Here is a 25,085-nt window from a genome sequence, read left to right on the forward strand (position 1 = left end):
CCACTTGTAACTAGCAACGCCGCAAAAAGCTGGCTGAAAGCACCAAATAGACCTTTTGGAAAGGCAATACCACAAAGCTGAGTTTCAACGAGTAAAATAGCGTCTGAAACGGCAAAACAAAGCCACTACATTAAAAATCGAACACAATTTCATCAAACAACACACCCAGACACAAAACTGAGCAAATTTGCACAATTCATTAGCCTTAAACTTTCTGCTTTAGCTGCATTTTTACCACTGGCAACTAACGCTGCGTTAAGTAGTGAGCAACATTGCCACCTAACCTAAACCATTGTGCCGTAAACACTAAATTCAAAGCAAACCAAAAATGCCTAGCGTTGCGAATCTGCCTTAAACGCTTTGTTAGTTGCCATTCTAAACCTCTGATTTCCAGTTCATTTCCACTTTGCCAACACCGTTTTTGAGCGCTTTGAAAAACTCAAATCAGGCGCAGTTTCAAAGCAACTGTTACTGAAACCACTTGGAACTTACAACGCCGTAGAAAACTGCCTAAAAGCATCAAAAAAACCTTTTGGAAAGACAATGTCACAAAGCTGACTTTCAACGAGTAAGTTAGCGCCTGAAACGGCAAAACAAAACCACAACATTAAACATCGAACACAATTTCAGCAAACCACAACCAGACAAAAATCGAGCAAAACTGAAAATTTCATTAGCCCTAAACTTTCTGCCTTAGCTGCGTTTTTACCGCTGGCAACTAACGCCGAATTAAGTAGCCCGAAACGCACTGGCTGACTTTCCGCATGACACCGTAAACACGAAATTCAACGCAAACCCAAAATGCTGAGCGTTGAGGGTCTGCTTGAATTGTTTGTTATGTTTTACCACAAATGACTGATTTATTTGGCAAAGAACTGCATTATTGACCACGTTTCAAGAAGTCAGTCACAAGCTCAACCTCACTTGGCCGCCAAAGGCACGAAACATAAAGCGCGTAAGTCCACTTCCCTGCCCAATGAGGCAACCCGACTTGGCCTCAACAAGCGCCCTCTCTTTCCAACCACAGCGCAGAACAATGGCAAATTGCCGAGGCAACTGCCAAGCTGATATGCTGATTGGCAAATACGCTGAAAGCGCCTTAGAGCCAATGAGATTTAAAACCAACCGCCACGACCTTCAAATGAAGCAACCCGCGAATATTGACATGTTTTACGGGCTGAGAGATTCAAGAATTGGGTTCGACAATGCGGATTTGCTGAAGTACTCGAACGAACTGCCTAAGGGACAAAGAACATAGATCGAAGAAACTTTAAGCCACTGAAATACAAGTAAACATAACGCTGCGTTAAGGTGTGACAAGCGTTTGCCATACTTGAGCGAAGCGAAACCGGCAAGCGTTTGGAATCACTCTTAAACGCCTTGTTATAACGAAGCTTCTTCATGTGCTTGTGCCTTAACTAGCCCGTTTACTGAACCTTTCTATGTTTAACGAAGGCAATAACCAAAGCCACTAACGCCAGTAGCTGAAAAAGCCAGAATAAAGGAATGAACCCAAATGGCTCAACTAAGAAGCCATTCTCGTCTACGTATGAACCGATGGTGTTATAAGCAATTAAACACAAAATACCGCTGATACAGAAAAGAACACTTATTTTATACTTACGGAGAAAATTCATCGGAGCCTCAACATTTGAATATCTAAAATTTTAGACATTTTGTAAGTGTACATGGTTCACTCTCAATAAACATGATTGGACAGACAAGTTATAACGCCCAATTAAGGGGTGAGCAACGCTACTACCCAAACCTAAGGCATTGTGCCATAAACACTAAATTTGAAGTAGAAGCAAAAATGCCAAGCGTTGGGAATCCCTCTTAAATTGTTTGTTAGTTTGCGTGCCAAAGTGACACAGAGATTGCTTATTGCACACTTTAAGACCATAATACACATGTGACATTTTGACACAACAGGAGATAACATTATGGCTACTACTTTGCCTCGCATCACCGCTAGAGTTGATGTCGATACACAAGACTTACTTACTAAGGCTGCCGCGATCGCCGGCATGTCTAGCATCAATTCGTTTGTTCTAAGCGCTGCAATCGAAAAAGCTAAACAAGTCATCGAACGTGAACAGGCTTTAAAACTGAGCCAAGCTGACGCGATGTTCCTTATGGAAGCTTTAGACCGTCCTGCGACACAGAACTCAAAACTAAAAGCTGCTGCTGATCGATACGAGAGTAAAACTCAATGATGAATACGGTACTTCTAGATAAAGCTAAACACGATAGAAACCGATTCAACTGTGGCATCGAAGCTCTCAATAATTACTTAAAAGGAATGGCGAGTCAGCAAGCAAAGAAGGACAACACCAGAACGTTTGTTTTGGAAGATGATAGCAACAACTCACATGTCATCGGCTTTTACACGCTAACAATGACACCAATTGACTTAAAGGCATTGCCTGATAAGTTACAAAAAAAGCACCAATCATCCACCTCTGGTGGTCTGATTGCCCGTCTTGCTGTTGATGACCGATACAAAGGGAAAGGCTTTGGTGAGTGGCTGCTTATCGACGCACTCAGAAAGCTATTAGCCGCTAGTGATAGCGTTGCATTTCCAGTTGTTATCGTTGATGCCAAAGACGGAGCAAAACATTTCTATGAACGCTATGGTTTTCAAGCATTTCAAGACGCTGAAAACAAACTCTTCATCACCATTGCAGATGTGAGAGCAAGCTTAGGCTAGTTAACCGCTAGCCTTTAGCAAACTAACGCCCTGTTAAGGGGTGAGCAACGCAACACCGAAGCCGCCGCATTCCACCTTAAACACTAAAACTAACGCATAGTAAAAATGCCACGCGTTGCGAATCCCTCTTGAACAGTTTGTTAGGTGCTAGTATGGGGAGAACCCTTTTAGGGGAGCACCATCATCTCCTGAAATATTCAATATCTTACAAACGATTTCAAAATATCTAGGCTGAATACCCTCGACGATCTTACCATTGCCATGATCATTCATAGATCTGATTGTCGGGAATAAACTCCAAATACCATTGATGGTAATGTAACGGTTGACTTCATGATGTTCAACGAAACCATTTAGCTGATAAATGTCGATGTAGGCTTTAACTTCGTCAGATTCTTTCTTAGTTAACTGTGAACCTCTAATGACATTTGAGAATGAAGCCAAATTACTGTAATGCTGGTACAGAATAACCATTTTAGTAAAACGATCTGAACCACCTGATACTAATAGCTGTAATTCTTGCCAAGATAGCTTAGTAATATTTTTAACATGAATTACTGAACGAATACCTTTTCGATTACTAACCTCAACAATATCATTCACTTGAAATCTAGCTATCTTTTTGTACAAATCAACATCATATTCTATTTTCATTTTATCTTCTTAATTTCTACAAGACGTACTCAAGTAGCACCTAACGCTGCGTTAAGGTGTGACAAGCGCTTGCCACACTGTGAGCGAAGCGAAACCGGCAAGCGTTTGGAATCACTCTTAAACGCTTTGTTAGGTTTATATTTCATTGCTATTGATTAATCAAGACAGAGCCCCCATATAGTATAAGGATAAGAACACGCCTTACCACTCAGAACATACATTCCCTAACTGAGACAACTGGAGCGTGAAAATAAATATTCCAGATTTCTCAAGGAATGATCTAATGATTGCTTATCTTATTCTCGTTCACCGCTATCCAGATCAATTTAAACGGTTATTTCATGCCATATACCATCCAAAAAATCACTACGTTATCCATGTTGACAAAACTTCTGGCAAAGAAATTTTAGATGAAATATCTTTGTTTATAGGTGATTACAAAAATGCCGAAATTCTTGAATCAGAAAATGCGCTATGGGGTGGATATAGCCTAGTTAATATTGAACTTCGTGGTATGGCTAAGTTATTAAATATGAATAAAAGCTGGACTCATTTTATAAACCTAAGTGGACAAGATTTTCCATTGAAAACTCAGCTATATATTCATGACTTTTTGTCAAATAATCCAGACAAGGAATTCATTCGAGCACTAGACCAAAATGAAGCTAGGCCCGAAACGATGAATCGCATAGAAAATATGTGTTTTGAATATGAAGAACATATTTACCGACCTAAAATAGCCAGAAAGTTCATGTCAGGAATAACACCGTTTATTGGCACTCAATGGATGATTGTGTCGCGACAGTTCTGTGACTTTGTCTGTAATACGGATGCATCTCAGCCCTATAAAGAATTTTATAAAAATACTTTTATTGCTGATGAGGGATTTTTCCAAACGGTTATGATGAATAACGATTGTCATGGTGAAATAGTTCAAGATGATTTGCGTTTTATCGATTGGGTACCAGATGGAGACATAAAGCTAAGGCCAAGGACGTTTACAATGGCCGATATTTCCAACTTAATATCGAGCCCTAATCTTTTCGCTCGAAAATTTGATCTGTTAGAGGATGCTAAAGTGGTGGATAGAATTGAACACCACCTCGGTGCAACTGTCTAGTCTTTAATGAACCACCCTGTATTTACGGGGTGGCTCAAAGAAACCTAACGCCGCGTTAAGTAGTGAGCAACATCACCACCTAACCTAAACCATTGTGCCGTAAACACTAAATTCAAAGCAAACCGAAAATGCGTAGCGTTGCGAATCTGCCTTAAACGCCTTGTTAGTTGCCATTCTAAACCTTTGATTTCCAGTTCATTTCCACTTTGCCAACACCGTTTTTGAGCACCTTGAAAAACTCAAGTCAGGCGCAGTTTTAAAGCGCCTGTCACTGAAACCACTTGGAACTAGCAACGCCGTAGAAAGCTGGCTGAAAGCAGCCAAAAGACCTTTTGGAAAGGCAATGCCACAAAGCTGAATTCCAACGAGTAAATAGCGTCTGAAACGGCAAAATAAAACCACAACATTAAAAATCGTACGCAATTCCGGCAAGCCACACCAAAGCACAAAACCGAGCACAATTGCACGATTCATTAGCCCTAAATTTTCTACCTTAGCTGCGTTTATTCCGCTGGCAACTAACGCTGCGTTAAGGTGTGACAAGCGCTTGCCATACTTGAGCGAAGCGAAACCGGCAAGCGTTTGGAATCACCCTTAAACGCTTTGTTATGTGTATTTTTCGACTGCAACCATTATACCCTTATTTTCTATGGGTGGTCCGCTCTTACTTTGACCGCTACACTATTCAAGTCAAATAAAATAAGGAATACAGACATGATCCAGATAGGCCAAACATTACCAACCGCTACCCTTAGTGAACTAGGTAACGAAGGAATGGTAAACCATAACACTGACGAGCTTTTTGCAAACAAGCGAGTTGTACTCTTCGCTGTACCCGGAGCATTTACACCTACTTGCTCAGAGGCCCATCTACCTGGTTACGTTGTACTCGCTGACGAAATTAAGGCAACAGGTATCGATCTCATTGCTTGTGTTTCAGTTAACGATGCTTTTGTAATGCAAGCTTGGGGTGAGGCACAAAACGCCACAGAAATTATGATGTTAGCCGATGGCGATGCCAGCTTTACAAAATCGTTGGGGCTTGAAATGGATACGGCGACTTTCGGTGGAATTCGTTCACAGCGCTATGCAATGGTTATCGAAAATGGCGTGATTACACAGCTAAATGTCGAGGAGCCAAAACAATTTGAAGCTAGCAAAGCCGAGACTATTTTAGCTGCTCTCAAGTAACCTTCAAGAACAACAACGGTTCAGAGTAGCCTATTCTGAACCCTTTTCCCGTGAATACACATAACGCTGCGTTAAGGTGTGACAAGCGCTTGCCATACTTGAGCGAAGCGAAACCGGCAAGCGTTTGGAATCACTCTTAAACGCTTTGTTATGTGCCAGATATTAGACTAAGAAATCTAGCTCTTCTGACGCCTTCGTTGGCACGATTTCTGTCACTTCATAGCTGGCTAAACCTTCTCGGTGAAAAGGGTCTTGAGCGATTACGTCATTCAGCTTGTTTCGGTCGCCAATAGTGGAAATGATGACACCACCAGTTCTTGGTTCTTTGCGCCCGGATAAAATAAAATGACCTTTTGCATATTGCTCATTGAGATAGTCCACATGCTCAGGGATAAAAGCATCTACTTTCTCTAGAGGCACTTGATAAGTCAAAGAGATGATAAACATACATAATCCTTATATCTTTTACGCTGAAACACAGTGGCACTGGTGTACCCCACGAAAAGTGGACACAACATAACTACACACTTTCGAACTCAGCTGGACTCACATAGCCCAACGCTGAGTGCTTTCTATTTCGATTGTAATAGATCTCGATATATTCGAAGATCCCCATTCGAGCTTCCTCTATATCTTGGTAGTCTTCTGCATATATCAGCTCGACTTTCAGTCGACTGTAGAAGGACTCCATCACCGCATTATCCCAACAATTGCCTTTGCGGCTCATGCTCGGCACACCTCCATGCTTACGCATGAAGTCCTGATAATCATGTGCTCTATATTGTACACCACGGTCTGAGTGGATTATGACGCCCTTAGGCGGCTTACGTGACTTAAACGCCATTTTCAGTGCATTCGTAATGAGTTGAACCGTCATCGTTGTATCTAGCGACCAACCAACAATACGCCTCGAATGCAGATCTTGTACCGTGGCTAGGTAGAGCCAACGCCTCTTCACCCAGATGTATGTAATGTCAGTCACCCATTTCTGATTAGGGCTCTTTGCTTCGAAGTCTCTTCTTAACAAATTATCCGCCACATTAGTCATCGCTGCCACATCCTTAGTGTATTTGAACCCTATCCCATTACGTGCTTTGATACCCTTTTCTTTCATGATATCAGCAATATAGTTGACGCAGCAGGCATAGCCTGCTTGATTCAGCTCATCGGTGATTCGAACTGAACCATAGCGAGCACGATGCTTCGCAAAGGTACACATGACTAACTGCTCAAAGCGGCATCGACGCTTTGAACGCTCACTCGGCTCTCGATTTAACCATTTGTAATAACCACTCGGCGAAACGTCCAAGGCGTGGCACATATGAGTGATTTTGTATTCCCCAACATAGCTCTCGATATACTCGTACTTCACTCTTGGTTCTTCGCGAAGTACGCCGACACCTTTTTTAGGAATTCCATCTCATCACGTAGACGCTTGTTCTCGCGCCTTAGCGCTCGGAGTTCTTCGGACTCTTTCTTCGAATAATCGACACCGTCTAAGGTGTTAAACTGTTTATCAGATAGGCGTGTGAACTGGCGCTTCCAGTTCCGGATTTGCTGGGCACTGATGCCCAGTTCCTTAGCAACGGAGACTGCTGTTCGGCCAGGAAGACTGGCCAGGCGCACTGCTTCTTTGCGGAACTCTTCGGTGTACGCTGGATTACGATGTTTAGCCATAAATCACCTCTCAATTAGACCCTAGATCTAACTTAGTAAAGTGTCTACTAAACGTGGGGTACTCGATTACATAACGCCGCGTTAAGTGGTGAGCAACGCAGACCACCACACCTAAACCATTGTGCCGTAATAAACACTAAAGCTGAATCAAACCAAAAATGCCGAGCGTTGGGAATCCGTCTTAAACGCTTTGTTAGGTGAAAACCACCAAATTACAGGTAATTACCTGCTTTTTCATAAGCTTCCACCTCTATTGGTGATTCCCGATAGCCAAAGATTGCTAGTTGCAACAAATACGTTTTAGTAAACTCGTCAAGACCTAACTCTTCCACTTGCTTTACATGAATTAACTCATGTGAAAGAAGTAATTTATCACCCTTTGCTTTAGCGGAAATCCAAACGCCATAGCCAAACGTATTACCTGTAAAATATGGAGAATCAAGGCCTAACCTTTGCATCTGAAATAAAAGTGACTCGTTTTCAGGTAAAGGCAATTTATCCGCATAATGAATACGTACTTTCTCAGGGTGTTTAATGCCAATCCTACGTGCTATTTCGAGATATTGAGGCAACAAAGGTTCACCTCGAGTTAAAGCTATTTCTTCATTTTTTCTTACGTACTTGATGGATAACGGTAAATAAGCCTCTATTTGCTCTACCAAGTGACCGGGAGGATTTGCATAGACCTCAGATTTATCTTGGCAGCCCAGAGTTGAAACAATCGAAACCACTAACATTAAGGATTTTAAAACGGTCTTCATATTTTGAGTGAACTCCTTTTCACCTAACGCCCAATTAAGGGGTGAACAACGCTACCACCTAACCTAAAACATTGTGCCATAAACACTAAATTTGAAGTAGAAGCAAAAATGCCAAGCGTTGTGAATCCCTCTTAAATTGCTTGTTAGGTGATTACCCAAGGCTACTGCGAACAAATGCTCCAATTACAGCGACTAAGGTTCCTACCAACATACCTGAAATTAGAGTGAAAATACGGTCACTTCTTTTGGTGCGAGCCTCTGACAACAACAAACTTCCCTTGCCCGACAGTGCAAATGGTTGGTCTTTCAAAGAAGAACTGGGGGCCGACCAACTAAGGTTTTCGTACTCAGCTTTAGTCTTAGCAGTGCTACAGGCGAAGAACTTCCTAGCCAAAATCTGTTCTTTTTGCATAGTTTTATTATCGTTTTCATTCACTTGATAAAAATCGTCAACCAGCCCACTAGAAACAAGAGATGCAAACACATAAAAATCCTTATGATCATTATGCGTTTTGGGAATTAACTCGGCAATTTCAGCTAATGTTAACTCACCCGATTTTTCAAGTTTACTTAGAATTTTATATCCCGTACCTTTCACGAAATCTCCTTATTCACCTAACGCCCAATTAAGGTGTGAGCCACGCTACCACTGTACTCAATTTGGACGCCGTAAACACTGAACTAGACCCAAGCCAAAAATGCCAAGCGTGGGGAATCACTCTTAAATTGTTTGTTAGGCTAATCTTGCGTGTAGCCTCGCCCTAACATACCAAATTCAAACAACAGTGTATCGAGGTCCCCAAGTAGAGGATCGGTCGGGTATTTGCGTTTGGTATTTTCAATAACACGTTCGTAAAATCTGTAGTTAATAGTACCACGCGCACCTGTACTAACTTTACGCGCCTCTTTCGAGAACTCTGCTTTTAACCAGTTAATTTGCTCTGAAATTTCACTCATACGGCACCCTACGGTTAACTGATAGAAAACAAACCCGTAGTTTTGAACATTTCTAGATATTTTGGATTCATCGACTTCAAATTTTTGTGAAGATCTTCTAACTGAAAACCATCTGCTAGCATGATTTGAACAACCATGTTGTCTTCAGAAGCAATTTCAGTACAAGAGAACAAATTAATGTCTTCAACAAAAGCGCGAATGTACATATCAGCTTCTTCATGCTCTGGAATGATCGGACGCTCGGGACGCAAATCTTCATCTTTCAGGTATTCAAGTTTTAATTGGTAACGCATCTTTACACCTCTTAATATTATCTATGTAAACACTACCACTTTTGCTTGTTTTTTCATACATTTGCCTAACGCCGCGTTAAGTGGTGAACAACGCTAACCACCTAACCTAAACCATTGTACCTTAAACACTTAACCTAACTGGAACTGAAATCGCCAAGCGTTGTGAATCCGCCTTAAACGCTTTGTTATGCGTTTACTCAAAGACTTCGTAATGACGCTCAACGTCCACAGTTACCTTACCCCAATGGGAAGCTTTAACTCTTTGCTGATGTTGCTCGAAAGCAACTTTATCCGTGAACTCTTCGTAAACATCAAAACGGAGAGTGTTTTCTGGATTTTCAGTGACACTAAAGGTAATACAACCGGGTTCTTCGAGAGTAAGACGTTTATGGTGTTCCAACTCACTTTTCACTAACTCAAGATCTAGCTCAGGAACTAGAATAAAGCCTTTCAATGTTACTTTTGACATAAATTTCCTCGAAACGCATAACGCCGCGTTAAGTAGTGAGCAACATTGCCACCCAACCTAAACCATTGTTCCATAAACACTAAATTCAAAAAAAACCAAAAATGCCTAGCGTTGCGAATCTGCCTTAAACGCTTTGTTATGAGGCAACTTGAAGAGACAAAGAAAGGAAGTTTTCGTCGCTTTCAGTCACCTTATAGCCAAGAGATTTGTAAAACCTTACCGCTGACTCATTTCTAGTAAAGCTTGATAAGGTTACGCGACTGCGCCCTTGCTCTCGCGCCATGTCGTGAACCATATTCATTACCCTTCCACCAAATTCTTGATTTTGGAATTCTGGAAACACAATGAGTAAATGTACATGAAATGCATTATCGTAAGGCTTGAAGCATAGCATTCCAACTTTCGTGTTATTGAGATAAACCCAGTGGAACCAATGGGGCTCGTAGTCACTTTTTAAACGATTGACTTGAAACTCATCACACCAACCAAAGACTGCATCGACATGTGAATAAAGTCCCTGTTTCACAACAGAAAACAGACTTTCAAACTCATCACTTTCTACTTGTATTAGTTGAATATCCATATGCCTCATAACGCTGCGTTAAGGTGTGACAAGCGCTTGCCATACTTGAGCGAAGCGAAACCGGCAAGCGTTTGGAATCACTCTTAAACGCTTTGTTAGCTGAATTTTTCCATAACAAAGTTCTGCAGTTTTTGACCACGAACTTCTATCGCTTGCTCTTTCACAACCTTAAAACCAAATTTTTCGTAGAAAGGTCGAGCTGTAATACTAACCTCAGAACAATACTTGGCAATACCACGTGCTTTCCCAACTTTTAAAACGTGCTCCATAAGACAACGAGCAACACCCTTGCCTTGGTAGTCATGATGACAAAAGAAATGATCGATTAAACCACTTTCTTGAAGGTCAGCATAACCAACAATGACACCCTCTATTTCTGCAATAAAAGGTGAAATAGCGTTCAGTTTATTTTTCCAGATCTCGCGGTCAAAATTATCTGGTGCCCAAGCCTCAACTTGCTCTTGGGAATAGTCTCGTCGATTCACGTTACGAACCGTATGATAAAAAAGTTCCCATAACTCACTTGCGTCAGATTCTTCGTATTTTCTAATTTTGATCATGCTACTTGCACCAATATTCAGCTAACGCTGCGTTAAGGTGTGACAAGCGCTTGCCATACTGTGAGCGGAGCGAAACCGGCAAGCGTTTGGAATCACTCTTAAACGCCTTGTTAGCTATTTGGTGAAGTGTACCCCGTAGTTGTCGCTACGACTTCAAAACCACGCTTTGATACGATTGGTTTACTCATATCTGAGGCATCGATTATAAGATATTTAACCCCTTTCGATTTTGATTCAGCAATACGTTTATTGAGTAGCAAACTATAATAACCATTACCCCTAAATTCTTCGATTGTGCTTCCGCCCCAAATACCTGCAAATGGACTACTTCCATTAAAGGTTAGCCAAGCAGAAGTGACTGGTCGGTCATTTACATACACTACATAAATTGACACTGAATCTGGAGAATGTTCTTTGAGACTCATTAGGTAGTTGTATTGCCAATCGAAGTCTCCACCCCAGACTTGTTCTTGAACCCTTATTGCGTCACGAATGCCTGCGCTGTCAGAAACCTCTGTGATCTGAGATTCATCAAAGAACTCATCAGCGGCCTTTGAAAGATCCAAAACCATAAATGATTCCGAAACTTCTTTTTCAAAACCATTGGCAAGTAATACTTCGCAGATATTACTTGGTTTATCGGTACTGTACGTTTTCCATTCAAAGCATAAATTGCGCTTGTTAAAGTATGCAAGTTGCTCTTTAACTATTGATTCAGTGAGGCTTTCGTCGAAGCTGAAGAATGAAATATAGCTACCATGACGATCATTTGATACGAACTTAGTCAGATTACTATCTGCTTTCTTTACGCCATTAAATGAGTTAATGCGCTTTCGTTCAAACTCATTGTACTCTCGCATTACATCCACTGTATTCATTTTATCCTCGTATATAGCTAACGCCGCGTTAAGTAGTGAGCAACATTACCACCTAACCTAAACCATTGTGCCGTAAACACGAAATTCAAAGCAAACCGAAAATGCTAAGCGTTGCGAATCTGCCTTAAACGCCTTGTTAGTTGCCATTCTAAACCTCTGATTTCCTGTCAATTTTTACTTTGCCAACACCGTTTTTGAGCGCTTTGAAAAACTCAAATCAGGCGCAGTTTCAAAGCGCCTGTCACTGAAACCACTTGGAACTTACAACGTCGCAGAAAACTGGCCAAAAATACCCAATAAACCTTTTGGAAAGACAATGCCACAAAGCTGACTTTCAACGAGTAAGTTAGCGCCTGAAACGGCAAAACGAAACCACAACATTAAAATCGCACACGACTTCAGCAAACTACACCAAATCACAAAACTGAACAAAATTGCACAATTCAGTCGCCTTAAACTTTCTGCTTTAGCTACGTTTTTACCGCTGGCAACTAACGCCGCATTAAGGTGTGAGCGGCGCTTGGCTATACTTGAGCGAAGCGAAAACGCCAAGCGTTGCGAATCACTCTTAAATGCTTTGTTATATTTGTTCAAACTCTAAACTATAATAATCGCTATTTTTGTTTGCTTTCCAGACATCTAAATAGCCTGTACGCATTGCGTGCCCAGCACAGATTTGCTCTTTAGTTACAGTGGACTTAAGACCTATTAAACAGTTATTTATTGCACTTGAATCAAGACGCATAAGATAGGTTGCTCTTGGGTCTTTACTTAGTTTTGTCAACTCGATTGCTATGGATACCCTAATGGCATCCTCCTGAATTTTATAGAGATCAATTTGATATCTGCCACCAGTCAATTCGACACCACACCCCGTTGATGCAATTATTTCTCGAGTTCGAACATTGCCGATTAATTCAAGATCAGGAATAATAACTCTATCTGATTGTTCTAACCTAAGAACCACTCTATGCTCTTGCTCATAAATCCACTCGTCACTTTTTTGCATAAATACTTCATAAAGTATTCTGTCAGCGCTTTCGGCAGAGATGTTTGAATAGTCATAGTCAAACTTATCGTTTTTGTATCTTAGTCCTTTCCTATAGGAAACCGGCTTCGGTTTTCCATCAAATGGGGAACTGTCAAAGAGCGATGTATTTAATAGTGAATCTGCACGAAACAAATTAGCAAATATGCTTTGCTGGTAAGGAAAAACACCAATACCAGCTGCGATGCCTCTGTGTTCATCTGCATAGTGCGCCCACATTAGCAAGTTTTCCTTGTTTTCAGAAAAACTAATTACTCCCACATTATGCATCCTAGTCTCGACGTAGTCGGAAAAGCTCATAGTCTCCTCTTGGAAAGTTAGAGCCATAGGTTCGTCAAAGTGACTAGCCAGTTCTTCCAAGCTCTGCTTACAGAACGACGCTTCAAATGGGTCATTTAAAGCTGAGAGTTGAGAAAGTCGTATAAAGCCTTGTTCGAAAAAATCCCTAGGCTTACTCATATATTTAAATAACTGTTTCATACACAACCTGACTGACAAATATAACGCCGCGTTAAGTAGTGAGCAACATTACCACCTAACCTAAACCATTGTGCCGTAAACACTAAATTCAAAGCAAACCAAAAATGCCTAGCGTTGCGAATCTGCCTTAAACGCTTTGTTAGTTGCCATTCTAAATCTTTGATTTTCAGTTTATTTCCACTTTGCCAACACCGTTTTTGAGCGCTTTGAAAAACTCAAATCAGGCGCCGTTTCAAAGCGCCTGTCACTGAAACCACTTGGAATTAGCAACGCCGTAGAACGCTGACCAAAAGCACCCAAAAAACCTTTTGGAAAGGCAATGTCACAAAGCTGACTTTCAAGGTGTAAATCAGCGTTTGAAACGACAAAACAAAACCACAACATTAAAAGTCGAACACAATTTCAGCAAACCACACCGAGGCACAAAACCGACCAAAATTGCACAATTCATTTGCCCTAAGTTTTCTGATTTAGCTGCGTTTTTTCCGCTGGCAACTAACGCCGCGTTAAGTAGTGAGCAACATTACCACCTAACCTAAACCATTGTGCCGTAAACACTAAATTCAAAGCAAACTGAAAATGCTTAGCGTTGCGAATCTGCCTTAAACGCCTTGTTAGTTGCCATTCTAAACCTCTGATTTCCAGTTCATTTCCACTTTGCCAACACCGTTTTTGAGTGCTTTGAAAAACTCAAATCAGGCGCAGTTTCAAAGCGCCTGTTACTGAAACCACTTGGAACTTACAACGCCGTAGAAAACTGCCTAAAAGCATCAAAAAAACCTTTTGGAAAGGCAATGTCACAAAGCTCACTTTCAACGAGTACATTCGAGTCTGAAACGGCAAAACAAAACCACAATATTAAAAATCGAACGCAACTTCAGCAAACCACACTTAGATACAAAACCGAGCACAATTGCACAATTCATTAGCCTTAATTTTTCTGCTTTAGCTGCGTTTTTTCCACTGGCAACTAACGCCGCATTAAGATGTGAGCGGCGCTTGGCTATACTTGAGCGAAGCGAAACTGCCAAGCGTTGCGAATCACTCTTAAATGCTTTGTTAGGGCACAGTTCTCAAAGATTGCCACCTTACTAACCAGCCCTTTGAATTTACACGATTTTCAAACGTTTCTCGTGACCTTTTAGGATTATGTGTGACACAGTAACCAAATAAGGATTCGTACCCAAAAGCTGCAATACATTCATAGCTACCAGGTGCGACTTGTCGAATGGCAACAGCTGTCTCTTGTTCTGGCCAATAACTCATAGCATCAAGGGAGCTTGCGTAAGGTAAATCGCCATTTCGAGTATGCATGAGTGCTTGGTTACGAACTTGCCAGTTAATTTCTGGCATTAGCTGCTTGAGCTGAGATTCATACTGTAAATATGCTTTAGGGTCGTTCTCGTCAGGAGCAAAGTAAATAACATCCGCATCGTTCAATGGTGTCGCCACATCAAAACCATGCAGTGCATCCCAAACAAGATTACGAACGAAACCAGCTGCAATATAGCATTGAGGCAAGCCCAATTTAGAGACGTACTCTAAGGCTTTGACTCTAACTGGATCTTGTTTGATTAATTCTACGATTCTGTCCATTTCCGCCCTGTGCCCTAACGCCGCGTTAAGTAGTGAGCAACATTGCCACCTGACCTAAACCATTGTGCCGTAAACACTAAATTCAAAGCAAACCGAAAATGCCTAGCGTTGCGAATCTGCCTTAAACGCCTTGTTAGTTGCCATTCTAAACCTCTGATTTCCCGTTCATTTCCACTTTGCCAACACCGTTCTTGAGCGATTTAAAAACTCAAATCAGGCGCAGTTTCAAAGCGACTGTCACTGAAACCACTTGGAACTAGCAACGCCGTAGAAAGCTGGCTGAAAGCCCCCAAAAAGACCTTTTGGAAAGGCAATGCCACAAAGCTGACTTTCAACGAGTAAATTAGCGTCTGAAACGGCAAAAACAAAGCCACAATATTAAAAATCGAACGCAACTTCAGCACACCACACCCAGACACAAAACTGAGCAAATTTGCACAATTCATTAGCCTTAAACTTTCTGCTTTAGCTGCGTTTTTACCACTGGCAACTAACGCTGCGTTAAGGTGTGACAAGCGTTTGCCACACTTGAGCGAAGCGAAACCGGCAAGCGTTTGGAATCACTCTTAAACGCTTTGTTATGCGCCACTTGCGATCACCTCAAATTAATACCATAATTAGGTACTATTTGGTATCAGGAGATTGCAATGGCTAAAAATACTAGCATCACTCTCGGCGAACACTTTGATGGCTTCATCAGTAACCAGATCCAAAGTGGACGCTATGGCTCAGCAAGTGAAGTAATTCGTTCCGCTCTACGTTTACTCGAAACACAAGAAACGAAAATGAACACTTTACGACAACTACTCGTTGAAGGTGAAGAAAGTGGTATGGCTGATTATGACCTCGATTCGTTTATCAGTGAACTAGATAGCGAAGAGAGAAAATGAAACCATTCCAACTAACCAACAAGGCAAAGTCTGATTTAAAAGATATTGCCTTGTTTACCTCCCGCAGGTGGGGCCGCGAGCAACGAAATATTTATCTCAAACAATTCGATGAATCATTTTGGCTACTCGCTGAAAATCCTGATATCGGTAAAACTTGTGATGAAATCAGAGATGGCTACCGAAAATTTCCACAAGGAAGCCATGTTATTTTTTATCAACAAATTGGTAGCCAAAACATCCAGATCATCAGAATCTTGCATAAGAGTATGGATGTGAACCCAATCTTTGGCGCATAACGCCCAATTAAGGGGTGAACAACGCTGCCACCCACACCTAAAGCATTGTGCCATAAACACTAAAATTGAAGTAGAAGGAAAAATGCCAAGCGTTGAGAATCCCTCTTAAATTGCTTGTTAGGCATGTCTCAATTACAAGGTAAGTTCTTCAATATTTGGAATAGAACCAACTTCGATACATCTGCGTATTAGACGTTCTAGCAACTCAGAAGAATCCGAAACCAATTGGCTTCGGTCTCCCTTAATCTTTGAACCGTGGACAGCGGAACTGCGACTTTTGTATAGCTTTTTGACGCTCGATAAAATGCGTTTTGCCTGATCTTTATCATCAGGCTCCAAAAATTTAGCCACGAACAAACTTAGTTTAAAAACCGTTTCACCTTGAATATCGAATAACCCCTCAATACCCGACCATAATACAGCTAGCTGCGCTCTTGGGTTAGGGTGCCACCTGTAACTTGAACGAGCACTCACAGCATCACTGAATCTATCGACACCTAGGAGGTTTCGAGCATTTTGAAAATGCGTATTCAGCCAAAGAACATCTTTTGGAGTAACTGTATAGAGAGAATTAATGCTTCCTCTCATATGATAATTCGTTACCGATAAACGACTGTTGTTAGATAGTAATTCGGCAGGCGTATCACTTTGAAGGTTTGCTACTGCATCGCAGTCGAACAAGGCACTAAGAATGACCACATCCCACTGAGCATTCCACGTTTTTGCAGCTAATTCTTTCCCTGTGACTCCGGAAATTTTCACTTGAGCCCCAACCCTACGAAGAAAAATAGCCGTAATACCCAAGTCAATTTCACTACAACTTTGTTTAATGATTAAGTCTGTTGACGGGTCACAACAAGCGGGAATAATTTCAACATTTTCACATAGCTTAATGGTCTCTGTTACCGATAGACCGCTAACATACAGGAAACTTTCTTCCTGTTTATTGGACACTGATATTCCCATTTTTACTCCAAAATGCCTAACGCCCAATTAAGTAGCCCGAAACGCCCTGGCTGACTTTCCGCATGGTGCCGTAAACACCAAACCCAACGCAAACCAAAAGTGCTAAGCGTTGAGGGTCTGCTTGAATTGTTTGTTATGTTTTACCACAAATGACTGATTTATTTGGCAAAGAACTGCTTTATTGGCCGCATTTCAAGAAGTAAATCACGCACTCAAACTCACTTGGCCGCCAAAAGCACGAAACACAAAGCGCGTAAGTCCACTTCCCTGCCCAATGAGGCAACCCGATAAACGCTCAACAAGCGCCCTCTCTTTCCAACCAAAGCACAAAACAATGGCAAATTGCCGAGGCAACTGCCAAGCCGACATGTTGATTGGCAAATACGCTAAAAGCGACTTAGAGCCAGCGGCACTTAAAACCAGCCGCCACGACCTAAAAATGAAGCAACCCACGAATATTGACATGTTTTACGGGCTGAGAAATTCAAGAATTTGGGCCGACAATGCGGATTTGCTGAAGAAACTCGAACGAATGGCCAAAGGGACAAAGAACAGAGATCGAAGAAGCTTTAAGCCACTGAAATACAAGTAAACATAACGCCCTGCTAAGGGGTGAGCAACGCAATACCGAAGCCGCCGCAAACCACCTGAATCACTTAGACCAACGCATAGTGAAAATGCCACGCGTTGCGAATCCCTCTTGAGCAGTTTGTTATGTTAAAATATGTTCAACCCGCCCCACAGCACTATGCAAGCAATCAGCAATGGTTTAGTCCAAGCCCAAAAATTTAGCGCATCAATAGATAACTTTGGTGTAAATATCAAAGTTAATGCCCAAGATAGTACAAAACTTGCTACGAATGATAGTCCACCAATGACCCAGCCTCGTTGAGAAATTAGAACAATGGATGGACCAAAAAGCATTACGGATGTATATAGTGTTTGAAAAGGTGTCATAGATTAATCTCGAGAAAAACAACTTTAATTTTATCGTACAACATGATGATTTAGTTAATATTTTTACATAACGCCGCGTTAAGTAGTGAGCAACATCACCACCTGACCTAAACCATTGTGCCATAAACACTAAATTCAAAGAAAACCAAAAATGCCTAGCGTTGCGAATCTGCCTTAAACGCTTTGTTAGTTGCCATTCTAAACCCTTTGATTTCAAGTTCATTTTCACTTTGCCAACACCGTCTTTGATACGCTTTGAAAACTCAAATCAGGCGCAGTTTCAAAGCGCCTGTCACTGAAACCACTTGGAATTATCAACGCCGTAGAAAACTGACTAAAAGCACCAAAAAGACCTTTTGGAAAGACAATGTCACAAAGCTGACTTTCAACGAGTAAGTTAGCGCCTGAAACGGCAAAACAAAACCACAATATTTAAATCGAACGCAACTTCAGCAAACTAGATATAGAAACAAATCCGAGCACAATTGCACGATTCATTAGCCCGAAACTTTCTGCTTTAGCCGCATTTTTACCGCTGGCAACTAACGCCCAATTAAGTTGTGAGTAACGCTACCACTAAACCCGACCTTTGCACCGGAATCACTGAAGCCGACTTAAACCGAACACGCCAAGCGTTACGAATCAGCTTGAATTGTTTGTTAGATTTTTTGTTTCCAGTCCCAAGAAATGCTAACTTCTCCTCGTTGTCCCATTTGAGCCTCAATACAAGGAATTAGAGGGATTAACTTAGACTGCCCTGTTGGAGCAAAACAGTTTTTACCAGTTCTATAAAACGACTTCCCACCTGAGTAGCCTGATTTAGATACAACAATTCGCTTTTGACGACCGGAATTTACCGCTTCTACAACCACTTTCGTATAGTGATGCATCATTCCATGGCTACCATAAATCATCATTTCATCACCCACAGAAACTGCATTTTGCTCTAAGTAAGATTTTAACGTATCCCCCTCAAAACCCAATATAGGGTCAGACTTTAATTGATATATAGTTACTTCGTTTATGTTCATTAGTACTTCATTCTCCATTAAAATCTAACGCCGCATTAAGGTGTGAGCGGCGCTTGGCTATACTTGAGCGAAGCGAAACCGCCAAGCGTTGCGAATCACTCTTAAATGCTTTGTTAGCTTCACACCCTTCACTAATGGTATTAAACCGCTTGATGCCATTCATTGTAGTCTATATGTTAATAGCATGATTTAAAGGAGTTTTATCATGAAAAAGACAAATGTTATTGCATTAGCAAGCCTTCTTACGTTTATGGGACCAGCTGCTTTGGCGGAAAAACCTGAATGGGCTGGCAAAGGGAAACCAAACCTAGAGGACGTAAAATCGATTTCCGATTTGAAAAAAGCTGAAACTCAAATTGAAGAACGTGAAGATGAACTTGAAAAGCTAATCGAAGAAAAAAAGGAAAAGGCGAAGAAAGCTAAAAGCAAGAAAGACAAAAAAGCTTTCGAACGCGAGTTGGAAGAGCTTGAAGATGAGCAAGAAGAAGTCGAAGAGCTAAAAGAAAAAGTTAAAGACAAGAAGTCTGGATTCGAAAAGCAGAAAGAAAAGAAAGCAGATCAAACTCGAAATGAAGTTGACAAGGGCTCTGACAAGGGCAAAGAAAAGCGAGAAGAGAATAGTAAGAAATGGTGGAAGTTCTGGGAGTAGAACTTAGCCAATAAGTACCAAATACAGCTTCAGGGTAATGACTTTATTACCCTGACAGCTATCCCCTCTTAAACTCACGTTTTTCGAGTGATAGCTAACGCTGCGTTAAGGTGTGACAAGCGTTTGCCACACTTGAGCGAAGCGAAACTGGCAAGCGTTTGGAATCACTCTTAAACGCTTTGTTATAACCGTTTTTCCATGCGTAAAAGACCCCAAACCTCACCGTCGAAAGAACGAGAGCCATTTTCATGCGATTTCACGGTAAAACCAAGAGACTCATAGCAACTTCTCGCAACTATGTTTCGTTCAAATACGGCTAGTGATAGCAAGCTAGCGCTGTATTTTTCTTTTGCTAGCTCGACTAACTGACCAAGCATGAGCTTTGAAATGCCCTTTCCACGAAAGCTGTCCGAAACAAATACGCGGCAAATTCTAAAATGTGACGCTGAAACTTTGAATAGTTCAACATAGCCAGCACTCTGACCTGCAACAACGAAGATAAAGGGAAACACTTGTGCTTGAGAACAATGTTTAGAAATTTGCACTGAATCCAATGGAAACTCAAAGTTTGGACCACCCCATTGATAATTCAATTTATCCGAGTCGATCCACCCGATAAGCAGGTCATGGTCTTCTTTTTGAAATGCTCTAAGTTCCATTTTTCCCTCTAAGGTTATAACGCTGCGTTAAGGTGTGATAAGCGCTTGCCATACTTGAGCGAAGCGAAACCGGCAAGCGTTTGGAATCACTCTTAAACGCTTTGTTATATGCAAATTTTCAACCCAAGCACCGAAGCCAATATAACTATTGATGATAGACTAAATCAATAGCCCATTTTGTGAAGTAAAATCATGAAAGACTGCAACCAGTGTGGAAAATGCTGCATCAAGTATGGCGATGATGATTTAGCCGCCACGCAAGAAGAAATAGACTTATGGGAGCTATTTAACCCAGACATTTTTGAGTATGTAAAAGACGGAAAAATCTGGTTTGATCCCGAGACAAGAGAGCAATTACACCGTTGCCCGTTTTTAGAACTAGCACCAAAAGCCAAAGCTGAAGAACAAGACAAATACACCTGTAGCATTTACCTCGACCGACCAGAAGATTGCTGCCACTACCCTAGCCTGATCAATGAAATGGTTCGGGACGAATGTGAAATGATCGAAGTTGTAGATCTCGAAAACCCAAAGAAAGCTCAGAAACAGCTAGACAAGTTAATGAGTTCAAGCCGACCATCGAGCTATTCATAGTGCTGATTTTTGCGCTTGCATATAACGCCGCATTAAGGTGTGAGCGGCGCTTGGCTATACTTGAGCGAAGCGAAACTGCCAAGCGTTGCGAATCACTCTTAAATGCTTTGTTATATGCTTATTTTACTCGGACTCTTTCATACCACTGATCGAATTGATCGATGACTCGATTATGGTAGAAGGTCTTGCTGATACTTTTAGGATTGTCAGGGTCTAGTCGACGAAGTTTACAGTATCGTTCACCTTCAGATTTCAAAGTCCTCATTTGATCGTGAAAGACTTTATTTTGTTTAAAATTAGTATAACGAGCTTTCAGTATCTCTAACAATTCATGGTAGTCATGAGGGTAATTTTTCAAGGCATCTTCTTCTGAGAGCACTATTTCAGGCGCATCAGGGTCATTTGTAACACGGACTTGTAATGCTTCTTCATTCGTAGTTTTGACCAATTTAGTATGCAATTTCAGAGAAATTGCATAGTTAGCATCTTTGTCGTGTTCATGGTCTTTCTCTACACCTTTGAGATATTTCAGTAAGTTTGACTTAACTTCATTATCTACACTAAAGCTCGTTACATCAGATAGATGAAAAAAGGACACGGGCATTAAGTAGAAATTGTATCGACTGAAGTCGTGATTGAACCAACTCATGGCAAGAGTCATGAAGTTCTTTAAAGATGCAGTGCCTATTTCTTGAATGCTAGTGCTTAATTCTAGATCCCCACACACGAAATGAACTGAGTCATCACGGATGTTCATTAACAAACGAATATTGTCACCTACTACTGAGGGAATTGAGCCGTTACTTAGTAAACGATTAAGAGCCGCACCTAATGATATTGTTTTGGGGTTTCCGCTAGGAGATATGACCACTTCCCCTTTTTTCATCACATGGATTGTTTGTGGTAGTTCGCCACCATCCTTCACTAACTTAGACTTAAGAAGCAACTCCCATGCATTGGTCATTAGAATCGAGAAAGTCTCTTCACGGTGCTGGAAGTTTGGCTTGTTGTATATTTCAATTGCTGAAATACAAGCTGAGATAGACTTTTCAAGCATGATTTGATGCAAAAACTTATCTACTTCATCTTTTTGACTCTGATGCTGGCGAAAAGTCGTTGAATTGAAAGTGGTTATGATTTCAGTAACCTTAAAACCAGTGCCACTACGGTCTAAAAGGGTTGCCCACTTTTTTCTTAAATACGTTCTGACTGTGGATACACTCCAACCTGTAGCTTCAGCTAATTCTTCTAATGAGAACTCATTTCCAGCTTTGAAACTTTCAAGGAAGAACGTGTATGCCTTATCAACTTGTAACCATTTTTTATTTGACATAAACCTACCTACTGACTTGCATATAACGCTGCGTTAAGTGGTGAACAACGCGACCACTAAATCTAAGCTATTGTACTTTAAACACTTAAGCTGACTTTAACTGAAATCGCCAAGCGTTGTGAATCCGCCTTAAACGCCTTGTTAGTTGCCATTCTGGACCTTTGATTTTCAATTCATTTCCACTTTGCCAACACCGATTTTGACGCGTTTTGAAAAACTCAAATCAGGCGCAGTTTCAAAGCGCCTGTCACTGAAACCACTTGGAACTTACAACGTCGCAGGAAACTGGCCAAAAATACCCAATAAACCTTTTGGAAAGGCAATGTCACAAAGCTGATTTTCAACGAGTACATTCGCGTCTGAAACGGCAAGACAAAGCCACAATATTAAAAATCGAACAAAATTTCATCAAACCACACGCCCAGACGCAAAACAGAGCAAAATTGCACGATTCATTAGCCCTAAGTTTTTCGATTTAGCTGCGTTTTTACCGCTGGCAACTAACGCCCAATTAAGTAGTGAGTAACGCACTGACCAAGCCGCTGCAGACCACTTAAAACACAAAAGCCAACGCATAGTAAATTCGCCAAGCGTTACGAATCTGCTTGAATTGTTTGTTAGGTTTGTAGCCTCGTGGTCCCTGTGTAACCCTCCCTGTTTTAGTGGCACTCTAAATTAGAGTTTTTCCTACTTTCATGCCTTGCTAAATACTCCCAAGGAGTCAGATCATCGAGTGAATCATGAGGGCGTTCATCGTTGTATTCCTTCATCCATTTTTCTGTCAGGTCTCGGACTTCGCTCAAGGTTTTGAACACGTACATGTTGAGTATTTCTGTCCGATAAGTTCGGTTAAATCGCTCTATATAGGAGTTCTCCGTTGGTTTGCCTGGGCGAATAAATTCCAGTTCAACTGCGTTTTCTTCAGCCCATTCAGCCAGAGTGGTCGAGATAAATTCAGGGCCATTATCCATGCGCAGCTTACTGGGGTACCCTCGCCAGGCAATAATGCGTTCTAGCACCCTTATAATGCGTGGTGCAGGCAGATTGAGATCTACTTCAATCGCTAGCACCTCACGGTTGAAATCGTCCACGACATTGAACGTACGAAAGCGTCTGCCGCAGAGCAATGCGTCACTCATGAAATCGATAGACCAGCAACTGTTGATCGACTCTGGGCATACCAGTGGCGCTGGATTTCGTTTAGGTAGGCGCTTTTTGCCCTTGCGCCGTAGGTTTAGCTTGAGCGAACAGTACACTCGATGGACTCGTTTATGATTCCATCGGTGTCCCCAGCGCCTAAGTACTTTAAATAATTTGCTAAAACCGTATGCAGGGTACCGCTCTACTGCCTCTTGCAATTTAGCGATAACCTCATCATCTCGATGAGGCTCTGGTCGGTAGCGATAGACTGAGTCGCTAATGCCAACTACGCGGCAGGCCATTCGCAAACTGACCTGATAGTGTTTGCGAGCGTAATCGACGAGCTCGCGTTTAACCGCTGGCCTTACAGCTTTTTTTCCAGGATATCTTTAACGATACGGTGCTCGAGGCTGAGGTCTGCAAACATTTGCTTGAGCCTCCGATTCTCATCCTCGAGCTCTTTGAGCCGTTTAACATCTGACGCTTCCATACCACCATACTTGGACTTCCAGTTGTAGTATGTCGCATCAGAGATGCCATATTCACGACAGACTTCGTTAACCTTTCGTCCTGCTTCGACTTCCTTCAGGATCTTTACGATTTGCGTTTCTGTGTAGCGTGATTTTTTCATCATGCGTTCTCCGTTTGTTTCAGTGTAAACGGAAAAACTCTAATAGCTAATGACCAGTTTTTGGGGGAGGGTTACACCTGTATGAACTCTTTTCTACAAATCTACGTAAATAAAAATATATCAAACACTAGCGGAGTCATTCATGTTTTCTCTTTTTAAGAGTAACCCAGCCAAAAAACTCAAGAAACGACACTCAATGATACTTGAGCAAGCTATGCTAGCCCAGAGGAAAGGCGACATTAGAACTTACTCTCAATTGACTGCCGAGGCAGAAGAGATTTTTAAGCAGATAAAGGATATTAACACTTCAAAAACCTAACGCCCAATTAAGGGGTGAACAACGCCTCCACCCAAACCTAAAGCATTGTGCCATAAACACTAAAACTGAAGTAGAAGCAAAAGTGCCAAGCGTTGTGAATCCCTCTTAAATTGCTTGTTATGACGCTTTTATATTCTTAGACAAAGAAAAAATTGCATCAGACACGCTACCTAAAAAACTGCTGTACACAGCCAAAGCCACTTCTCTTTGGGGAGCTTCGATTGCAATAAATCCCTCGCGATAAGTTTCTTTGTCGTGAGACTCTATTAGTTTTAACCTACGAGGAAGCTCATCTATTAGTTGGTAAGCTAACATGACTTTCTTCGTTTCTTCAGCCCCCAACAGCCCTAGGCGCTGGACGACATGACTATAAGTATAAATATGGACTGAAGTTGGAAAGTACTCAATTGTGCCGGGTTCACACTGCTCACTGAGACCTTCAATGTTAGATTGATAGCTTTTTGAAACAATTTTCAGTTCCTCAACCAAAGCTACCCTCATAGCATTCCTTTCACTTTCAAGTTCTGTATCGTGCTGTTTTCTAGCTTGTTTAGCATTAAAACTAATAGTTAGCATTACACCGATAAAACCCAGAATACCTGCAATGAAAGTTTGATATTTTTCAAACCAGTCCATTATTTAC

33 protein-coding genes are annotated in these 25,085 nt (G+C 41.4%); 10 read left to right on the top strand and 23 right to left on the bottom strand.

Annotated features, from left to right (window positions below):
* Positions 1–1,427: 1,427 nt before the first annotated feature.
* On the bottom strand, positions 1,428–1,637 hold the full coding sequence (locus ViNHUV68_RS20305) for a DUF3955 domain-containing protein (RefSeq protein ID WP_086495604.1): 210 nt from the start codon (positions 1,635–1,637) through the stop codon (positions 1,428–1,430).
* Positions 1,638–1,943: 306 nt separating this feature from the next.
* Between ViNHUV68_RS20305 and ViNHUV68_RS20310 the strand changes: the two genes are divergently transcribed.
* Positions 1,944–2,216, top strand: coding sequence for a DUF1778 domain-containing protein (locus ViNHUV68_RS20310; protein WP_038177637.1), 273 nt, complete (start codon positions 1,944–1,946; stop codon positions 2,214–2,216).
* Positions 2,213–2,710, top strand: a complete 498-nt coding sequence (locus tag ViNHUV68_RS20315; protein ID WP_130193611.1) for a GNAT family N-acetyltransferase — start codon at positions 2,213–2,215, stop codon at positions 2,708–2,710. Before ViNHUV68_RS20310 ends, ViNHUV68_RS20315 begins: the two co-directional genes overlap by 4 nt.
* 147 nt (positions 2,711–2,857) lie before the next feature.
* On the opposite strand, the gene ViNHUV68_RS20320 is transcribed toward ViNHUV68_RS20315, so the two are convergent.
* The gene (locus tag ViNHUV68_RS20320) at positions 2,858–3,364 is read right to left on the bottom strand and encodes a hypothetical protein (RefSeq protein WP_078558925.1); all 507 of its coding nucleotides are present in this window, start codon (positions 3,362–3,364) and stop codon (positions 2,858–2,860) included.
* A gap of 283 nt (positions 3,365–3,647) precedes the next feature.
* Here ViNHUV68_RS20320 and ViNHUV68_RS20325 point away from each other — a divergent pair, with 283 nt between their 5' ends.
* The gene (locus ViNHUV68_RS20325; protein WP_391090998.1) at positions 3,648–4,484 is read left to right on the top strand and encodes a beta-1,6-N-acetylglucosaminyltransferase; all 837 of its coding nucleotides are present in this window, start codon (positions 3,648–3,650) and stop codon (positions 4,482–4,484) included.
* A gap of 195 nt (positions 4,485–4,679) precedes the next feature.
* Here ViNHUV68_RS20325 and ViNHUV68_RS20330 read toward each other — a convergent pair whose 3' ends face one another.
* On the bottom strand, positions 4,680–4,958 hold the full coding sequence (locus ViNHUV68_RS20330) for a hypothetical protein (RefSeq protein ID WP_391091000.1): 279 nt from the start codon (positions 4,956–4,958) through the stop codon (positions 4,680–4,682).
* A 240-nt stretch (positions 4,959–5,198) separates the two neighbouring features.
* On the opposite strand from ViNHUV68_RS20330, the gene ViNHUV68_RS20335 reads away from it, so the two are divergent.
* Positions 5,199–5,675, top strand: coding sequence for a peroxiredoxin (locus ViNHUV68_RS20335; RefSeq protein ID WP_038177602.1), 477 nt, complete (start codon positions 5,199–5,201; stop codon positions 5,673–5,675).
* A gap of 162 nt (positions 5,676–5,837) precedes the next feature.
* Here ViNHUV68_RS20335 and ViNHUV68_RS20340 read toward each other — a convergent pair whose 3' ends face one another.
* The 14 genes from ViNHUV68_RS20340 to ViNHUV68_RS20405 all read right to left on the bottom strand — a co-directional run bounded on the left by ViNHUV68_RS20340 (position 5,838) and on the right by ViNHUV68_RS20405 (position 14,977).
* Positions 5,838–6,122, bottom strand: coding sequence for a YciI family protein (locus ViNHUV68_RS20340; RefSeq protein ID WP_391091002.1), 285 nt, complete (start codon positions 6,120–6,122; stop codon positions 5,838–5,840).
* A gap of 73 nt (positions 6,123–6,195) precedes the next feature.
* Positions 6,196–7,047 carry an IS3 family transposase gene (locus tag ViNHUV68_RS20345; protein WP_391090960.1) on the bottom strand — a complete coding sequence of 284 codons (852 nt, stop codon included), beginning with the start codon at positions 7,045–7,047 and terminating at the stop codon, positions 6,196–6,198.
* Positions 7,044–7,352 carry a transposase gene (locus tag ViNHUV68_RS20350; RefSeq protein ID WP_038887895.1) on the bottom strand — a complete coding sequence of 103 codons (309 nt, stop codon included), beginning with the start codon at positions 7,350–7,352 and terminating at the stop codon, positions 7,044–7,046. Before ViNHUV68_RS20350 ends, ViNHUV68_RS20345 begins: the two co-directional genes overlap by 4 nt.
* A gap of 212 nt (positions 7,353–7,564) precedes the next feature.
* The gene (locus tag ViNHUV68_RS20355; RefSeq protein ID WP_391091004.1) at positions 7,565–8,113 is read right to left on the bottom strand and encodes a hypothetical protein; all 549 of its coding nucleotides are present in this window, start codon (positions 8,111–8,113) and stop codon (positions 7,565–7,567) included.
* Between the two features lie 151 nt (positions 8,114–8,264).
* Complete coding sequence (locus tag ViNHUV68_RS20360; protein ID WP_391091006.1) at positions 8,265–8,711, bottom strand: hypothetical protein; 447 nt, start codon at positions 8,709–8,711, stop codon at positions 8,265–8,267.
* A 140-nt stretch (positions 8,712–8,851) separates the two neighbouring features.
* On the bottom strand, positions 8,852–9,070 hold the full coding sequence (locus ViNHUV68_RS20365; protein WP_391091008.1) for a hypothetical protein: 219 nt from the start codon (positions 9,068–9,070) through the stop codon (positions 8,852–8,854).
* Positions 9,071–9,084: 14 nt separating this feature from the next.
* Positions 9,085–9,363: a hypothetical protein gene (locus tag ViNHUV68_RS20370; RefSeq protein WP_105054780.1), complete on the bottom strand. Its 279-nt coding sequence runs from the start codon at positions 9,361–9,363 to the stop codon at positions 9,085–9,087.
* Positions 9,364–9,556: 193 nt separating this feature from the next.
* A complete protein-coding gene (locus ViNHUV68_RS20375) occupies positions 9,557–9,832 on the bottom strand; it encodes an antibiotic biosynthesis monooxygenase (protein WP_391091010.1) in 276 nt (91 codons plus the stop codon).
* A gap of 136 nt (positions 9,833–9,968) precedes the next feature.
* A complete protein-coding gene (locus ViNHUV68_RS20380; protein ID WP_391091012.1) occupies positions 9,969–10,424 on the bottom strand; it encodes a GNAT family N-acetyltransferase in 456 nt (151 codons plus the stop codon).
* 86 nt (positions 10,425–10,510) lie between these two features.
* A complete protein-coding gene (locus tag ViNHUV68_RS20385) occupies positions 10,511–10,975 on the bottom strand; it encodes a GNAT family N-acetyltransferase (RefSeq protein WP_391091014.1) in 465 nt (154 codons plus the stop codon).
* Between the two features lie 110 nt (positions 10,976–11,085).
* Positions 11,086–11,853 (bottom strand): GNAT family N-acetyltransferase, encoded by a 768-nt coding sequence (locus tag ViNHUV68_RS20390; RefSeq protein ID WP_391091016.1) that lies wholly within the window; start codon positions 11,851–11,853, stop codon positions 11,086–11,088.
* Between the two features lie 261 nt (positions 11,854–12,114).
* Entirely contained in the window at positions 12,115–12,447 is a 333-nt protein-coding gene (locus ViNHUV68_RS20395) for a hypothetical protein (protein WP_391091887.1), read from the bottom strand.
* A complete protein-coding gene (locus ViNHUV68_RS20400; RefSeq protein ID WP_391091018.1) occupies positions 12,434–13,381 on the bottom strand; it encodes a DUF2971 domain-containing protein in 948 nt (315 codons plus the stop codon). The genes ViNHUV68_RS20395 and ViNHUV68_RS20400 overlap by 14 nt, the downstream gene beginning before the upstream one ends.
* A gap of 1,059 nt (positions 13,382–14,440) precedes the next feature.
* Entirely contained in the window at positions 14,441–14,977 is a 537-nt protein-coding gene (locus tag ViNHUV68_RS20405; RefSeq protein WP_391091020.1) for a nucleotidyltransferase family protein, read from the bottom strand.
* Positions 14,978–15,624: 647 nt separating this feature from the next.
* On the opposite strand from ViNHUV68_RS20405, the gene ViNHUV68_RS20410 reads away from it, so the two are divergent.
* On the top strand, positions 15,625–15,867 hold the full coding sequence (locus ViNHUV68_RS20410; protein ID WP_038176344.1) for a type II toxin-antitoxin system ParD family antitoxin: 243 nt from the start codon (positions 15,625–15,627) through the stop codon (positions 15,865–15,867).
* Complete coding sequence (locus ViNHUV68_RS20415) at positions 15,864–16,163, top strand: type II toxin-antitoxin system RelE/ParE family toxin (RefSeq protein WP_019282621.1); 300 nt, start codon at positions 15,864–15,866, stop codon at positions 16,161–16,163. The genes ViNHUV68_RS20410 and ViNHUV68_RS20415 overlap by 4 nt, the downstream gene beginning before the upstream one ends.
* A gap of 132 nt (positions 16,164–16,295) precedes the next feature.
* Here the strand turns inward: ViNHUV68_RS20415 and ViNHUV68_RS20420 are convergent, their stop codons facing one another.
* Positions 16,296–17,129, bottom strand: a complete 834-nt coding sequence (locus tag ViNHUV68_RS20420) for a HEPN domain-containing protein (protein WP_051686544.1) — start codon at positions 17,127–17,129, stop codon at positions 16,296–16,298.
* Positions 17,130–17,463: 334 nt separating this feature from the next.
* On the opposite strand from ViNHUV68_RS20420, the gene ViNHUV68_RS20425 reads away from it, so the two are divergent.
* Entirely contained in the window at positions 17,464–17,721 is a 258-nt protein-coding gene (locus ViNHUV68_RS20425; protein ID WP_391091023.1) for a hypothetical protein, read from the top strand.
* Between the two features lie 1,024 nt (positions 17,722–18,745).
* Here ViNHUV68_RS20425 and ViNHUV68_RS20430 read toward each other — a convergent pair.
* Complete coding sequence (locus ViNHUV68_RS20430; protein WP_391091025.1) at positions 18,746–19,117, bottom strand: hypothetical protein; 372 nt, start codon at positions 19,115–19,117, stop codon at positions 18,746–18,748.
* A gap of 205 nt (positions 19,118–19,322) precedes the next feature.
* Between ViNHUV68_RS20430 and ViNHUV68_RS20435 the strand changes: the two genes are divergently transcribed.
* Positions 19,323–19,766, top strand: coding sequence for a hypothetical protein (locus ViNHUV68_RS20435; protein ID WP_391091027.1), 444 nt, complete (start codon positions 19,323–19,325; stop codon positions 19,764–19,766).
* Between the two features lie 182 nt (positions 19,767–19,948).
* Here the strand turns inward: ViNHUV68_RS20435 and ViNHUV68_RS20440 are convergent, their stop codons facing one another.
* Entirely contained in the window at positions 19,949–20,425 is a 477-nt protein-coding gene (locus ViNHUV68_RS20440) for an N-acetyltransferase (protein WP_038177618.1), read from the bottom strand.
* A gap of 192 nt (positions 20,426–20,617) precedes the next feature.
* Between ViNHUV68_RS20440 and ViNHUV68_RS20445 the strand changes: the two genes are divergently transcribed.
* Positions 20,618–21,019 carry a YkgJ family cysteine cluster protein gene (locus ViNHUV68_RS20445; RefSeq protein ID WP_391091029.1) on the top strand — a complete coding sequence of 134 codons (402 nt, stop codon included), beginning with the start codon at positions 20,618–20,620 and terminating at the stop codon, positions 21,017–21,019.
* 118 nt (positions 21,020–21,137) lie between these two features.
* Here ViNHUV68_RS20445 and ViNHUV68_RS20450 read toward each other — a convergent pair whose 3' ends face one another.
* Together ViNHUV68_RS20450 and ViNHUV68_RS20455 are read right to left on the bottom strand one after the other, a co-directional pair.
* Positions 21,138–22,352, bottom strand: coding sequence for a DUF3644 domain-containing protein (locus ViNHUV68_RS20450; RefSeq protein WP_391091031.1), 1,215 nt, complete (start codon positions 22,350–22,352; stop codon positions 21,138–21,140).
* 659 nt (positions 22,353–23,011) lie between these two features.
* A protein-coding gene (locus ViNHUV68_RS20455; protein WP_391090223.1) for an IS3 family transposase occupies positions 23,012–24,123 on the bottom strand; the annotation gives its coding sequence in 2 pieces (ribosomal slippage) (positions 23,012–23,871 and positions 23,871–24,123; 1,113 coding nt in all).
* A 142-nt stretch (positions 24,124–24,265) separates the two neighbouring features.
* Here ViNHUV68_RS20455 and ViNHUV68_RS20460 point away from each other — a divergent pair.
* Positions 24,266–24,442 (top strand): DUF6435 family protein, encoded by a 177-nt coding sequence (locus ViNHUV68_RS20460; RefSeq protein ID WP_391091033.1) that lies wholly within the window; start codon positions 24,266–24,268, stop codon positions 24,440–24,442.
* 117 nt (positions 24,443–24,559) lie between these two features.
* On the opposite strand, the gene ViNHUV68_RS20465 is transcribed toward ViNHUV68_RS20460, so the two are convergent.
* A complete protein-coding gene (locus tag ViNHUV68_RS20465; protein WP_038177594.1) occupies positions 24,560–25,078 on the bottom strand; it encodes a hypothetical protein in 519 nt (172 codons plus the stop codon).
* Positions 25,079–25,085 lie beyond the last annotated feature (7 nt).

It is taken from the genome of Vibrio sp. NH-UV-68 (genome assembly GCF_042940635.1).
GTDB lineage: Bacteria > Pseudomonadota > Gammaproteobacteria > Enterobacterales > Vibrionaceae > Vibrio > Vibrio pacinii.

Coding starts and splice junctions, on each gene's coding strand:
- ViNHUV68_RS20400 (WP_391091018.1), bottom strand. CDS start 13,381: ATGAAACAGTTATTTAAATATATGAGTAAGCCTAGGGATTTTTTCGAA.
- ViNHUV68_RS20435 (WP_391091027.1), top strand. CDS start 19,323: ATGAAAAAGACAAATGTTATTGCATTAGCAAGCCTTCTTACGTTTATG.
- ViNHUV68_RS20370 (WP_105054780.1), bottom strand. CDS start 9,363: ATGCGTTACCAATTAAAACTTGAATACCTGAAAGATGAAGATTTGCGT.
- ViNHUV68_RS20440 (WP_038177618.1), bottom strand. CDS start 20,425: ATGGAACTTAGAGCATTTCAAAAAGAAGACCATGACCTGCTTATCGGG.
- ViNHUV68_RS20305 (WP_086495604.1), bottom strand. CDS start 1,637: ATGAATTTTCTCCGTAAGTATAAAATAAGTGTTCTTTTCTGTATCAGC.
- ViNHUV68_RS20335 (WP_038177602.1), top strand. CDS start 5,199: ATGATCCAGATAGGCCAAACATTACCAACCGCTACCCTTAGTGAACTA.
- ViNHUV68_RS20325 (WP_391090998.1), top strand. CDS start 3,648: ATGATTGCTTATCTTATTCTCGTTCACCGCTATCCAGATCAATTTAAA.
- ViNHUV68_RS20375 (WP_391091010.1), bottom strand. CDS start 9,832: ATGTCAAAAGTAACATTGAAAGGCTTTATTCTAGTTCCTGAGCTAGAT.
- ViNHUV68_RS20315 (WP_130193611.1), top strand. CDS start 2,213: ATGATGAATACGGTACTTCTAGATAAAGCTAAACACGATAGAAACCGA.
- ViNHUV68_RS20330 (WP_391091000.1), bottom strand. CDS start 4,958: ATGAATCGTGCAATTGTGCTCGGTTTTGTGCTTTGGTGTGGCTTGCCG.
- ViNHUV68_RS20310 (WP_038177637.1), top strand. CDS start 1,944: ATGGCTACTACTTTGCCTCGCATCACCGCTAGAGTTGATGTCGATACA.
- ViNHUV68_RS20390 (WP_391091016.1), bottom strand. CDS start 11,853: ATGAATACAGTGGATGTAATGCGAGAGTACAATGAGTTTGAACGAAAG.
- ViNHUV68_RS20460 (WP_391091033.1), top strand. CDS start 24,266: ATGTTTTCTCTTTTTAAGAGTAACCCAGCCAAAAAACTCAAGAAACGA.
- ViNHUV68_RS20385 (WP_391091014.1), bottom strand. CDS start 10,975: ATGATCAAAATTAGAAAATACGAAGAATCTGACGCAAGTGAGTTATGG.
- ViNHUV68_RS20430 (WP_391091025.1), bottom strand. CDS start 19,117: ATGAACATAAACGAAGTAACTATATATCAATTAAAGTCTGACCCTATA.
- ViNHUV68_RS20405 (WP_391091020.1), bottom strand. CDS start 14,977: ATGGACAGAATCGTAGAATTAATCAAACAAGATCCAGTTAGAGTCAAA.
- ViNHUV68_RS20355 (WP_391091004.1), bottom strand. CDS start 8,113: ATGAAGACCGTTTTAAAATCCTTAATGTTAGTGGTTTCGATTGTTTCA.
- ViNHUV68_RS20465 (WP_038177594.1), bottom strand. CDS start 25,078: ATGGACTGGTTTGAAAAATATCAAACTTTCATTGCAGGTATTCTGGGT.
- ViNHUV68_RS20365 (WP_391091008.1), bottom strand. CDS start 9,070: ATGAGTGAAATTTCAGAGCAAATTAACTGGTTAAAAGCAGAGTTCTCG.
- ViNHUV68_RS20445 (WP_391091029.1), top strand. CDS start 20,618: ATGAAAGACTGCAACCAGTGTGGAAAATGCTGCATCAAGTATGGCGAT.
- ViNHUV68_RS20415 (WP_019282621.1), top strand. CDS start 15,864: ATGAAACCATTCCAACTAACCAACAAGGCAAAGTCTGATTTAAAAGAT.
- ViNHUV68_RS20320 (WP_078558925.1), bottom strand. CDS start 3,364: ATGAAAATAGAATATGATGTTGATTTGTACAAAAAGATAGCTAGATTT.
- ViNHUV68_RS20450 (WP_391091031.1), bottom strand. CDS start 22,352: ATGTCAAATAAAAAATGGTTACAAGTTGATAAGGCATACACGTTCTTC.
- ViNHUV68_RS20410 (WP_038176344.1), top strand. CDS start 15,625: ATGGCTAAAAATACTAGCATCACTCTCGGCGAACACTTTGATGGCTTC.
- ViNHUV68_RS20340 (WP_391091002.1), bottom strand. CDS start 6,122: ATGTTTATCATCTCTTTGACTTATCAAGTGCCTCTAGAGAAAGTAGAT.
- ViNHUV68_RS20420 (WP_051686544.1), bottom strand. CDS start 17,129: ATGGGAATATCAGTGTCCAATAAACAGGAAGAAAGTTTCCTGTATGTT.
- ViNHUV68_RS20350 (WP_038887895.1), bottom strand. CDS start 7,352: ATGGCTAAACATCGTAATCCAGCGTACACCGAAGAGTTCCGCAAAGAA.
- ViNHUV68_RS20380 (WP_391091012.1), bottom strand. CDS start 10,424: ATGAGGCATATGGATATTCAACTAATACAAGTAGAAAGTGATGAGTTT.
- ViNHUV68_RS20425 (WP_391091023.1), top strand. CDS start 17,464: ATGGCAAATTGCCGAGGCAACTGCCAAGCCGACATGTTGATTGGCAAA.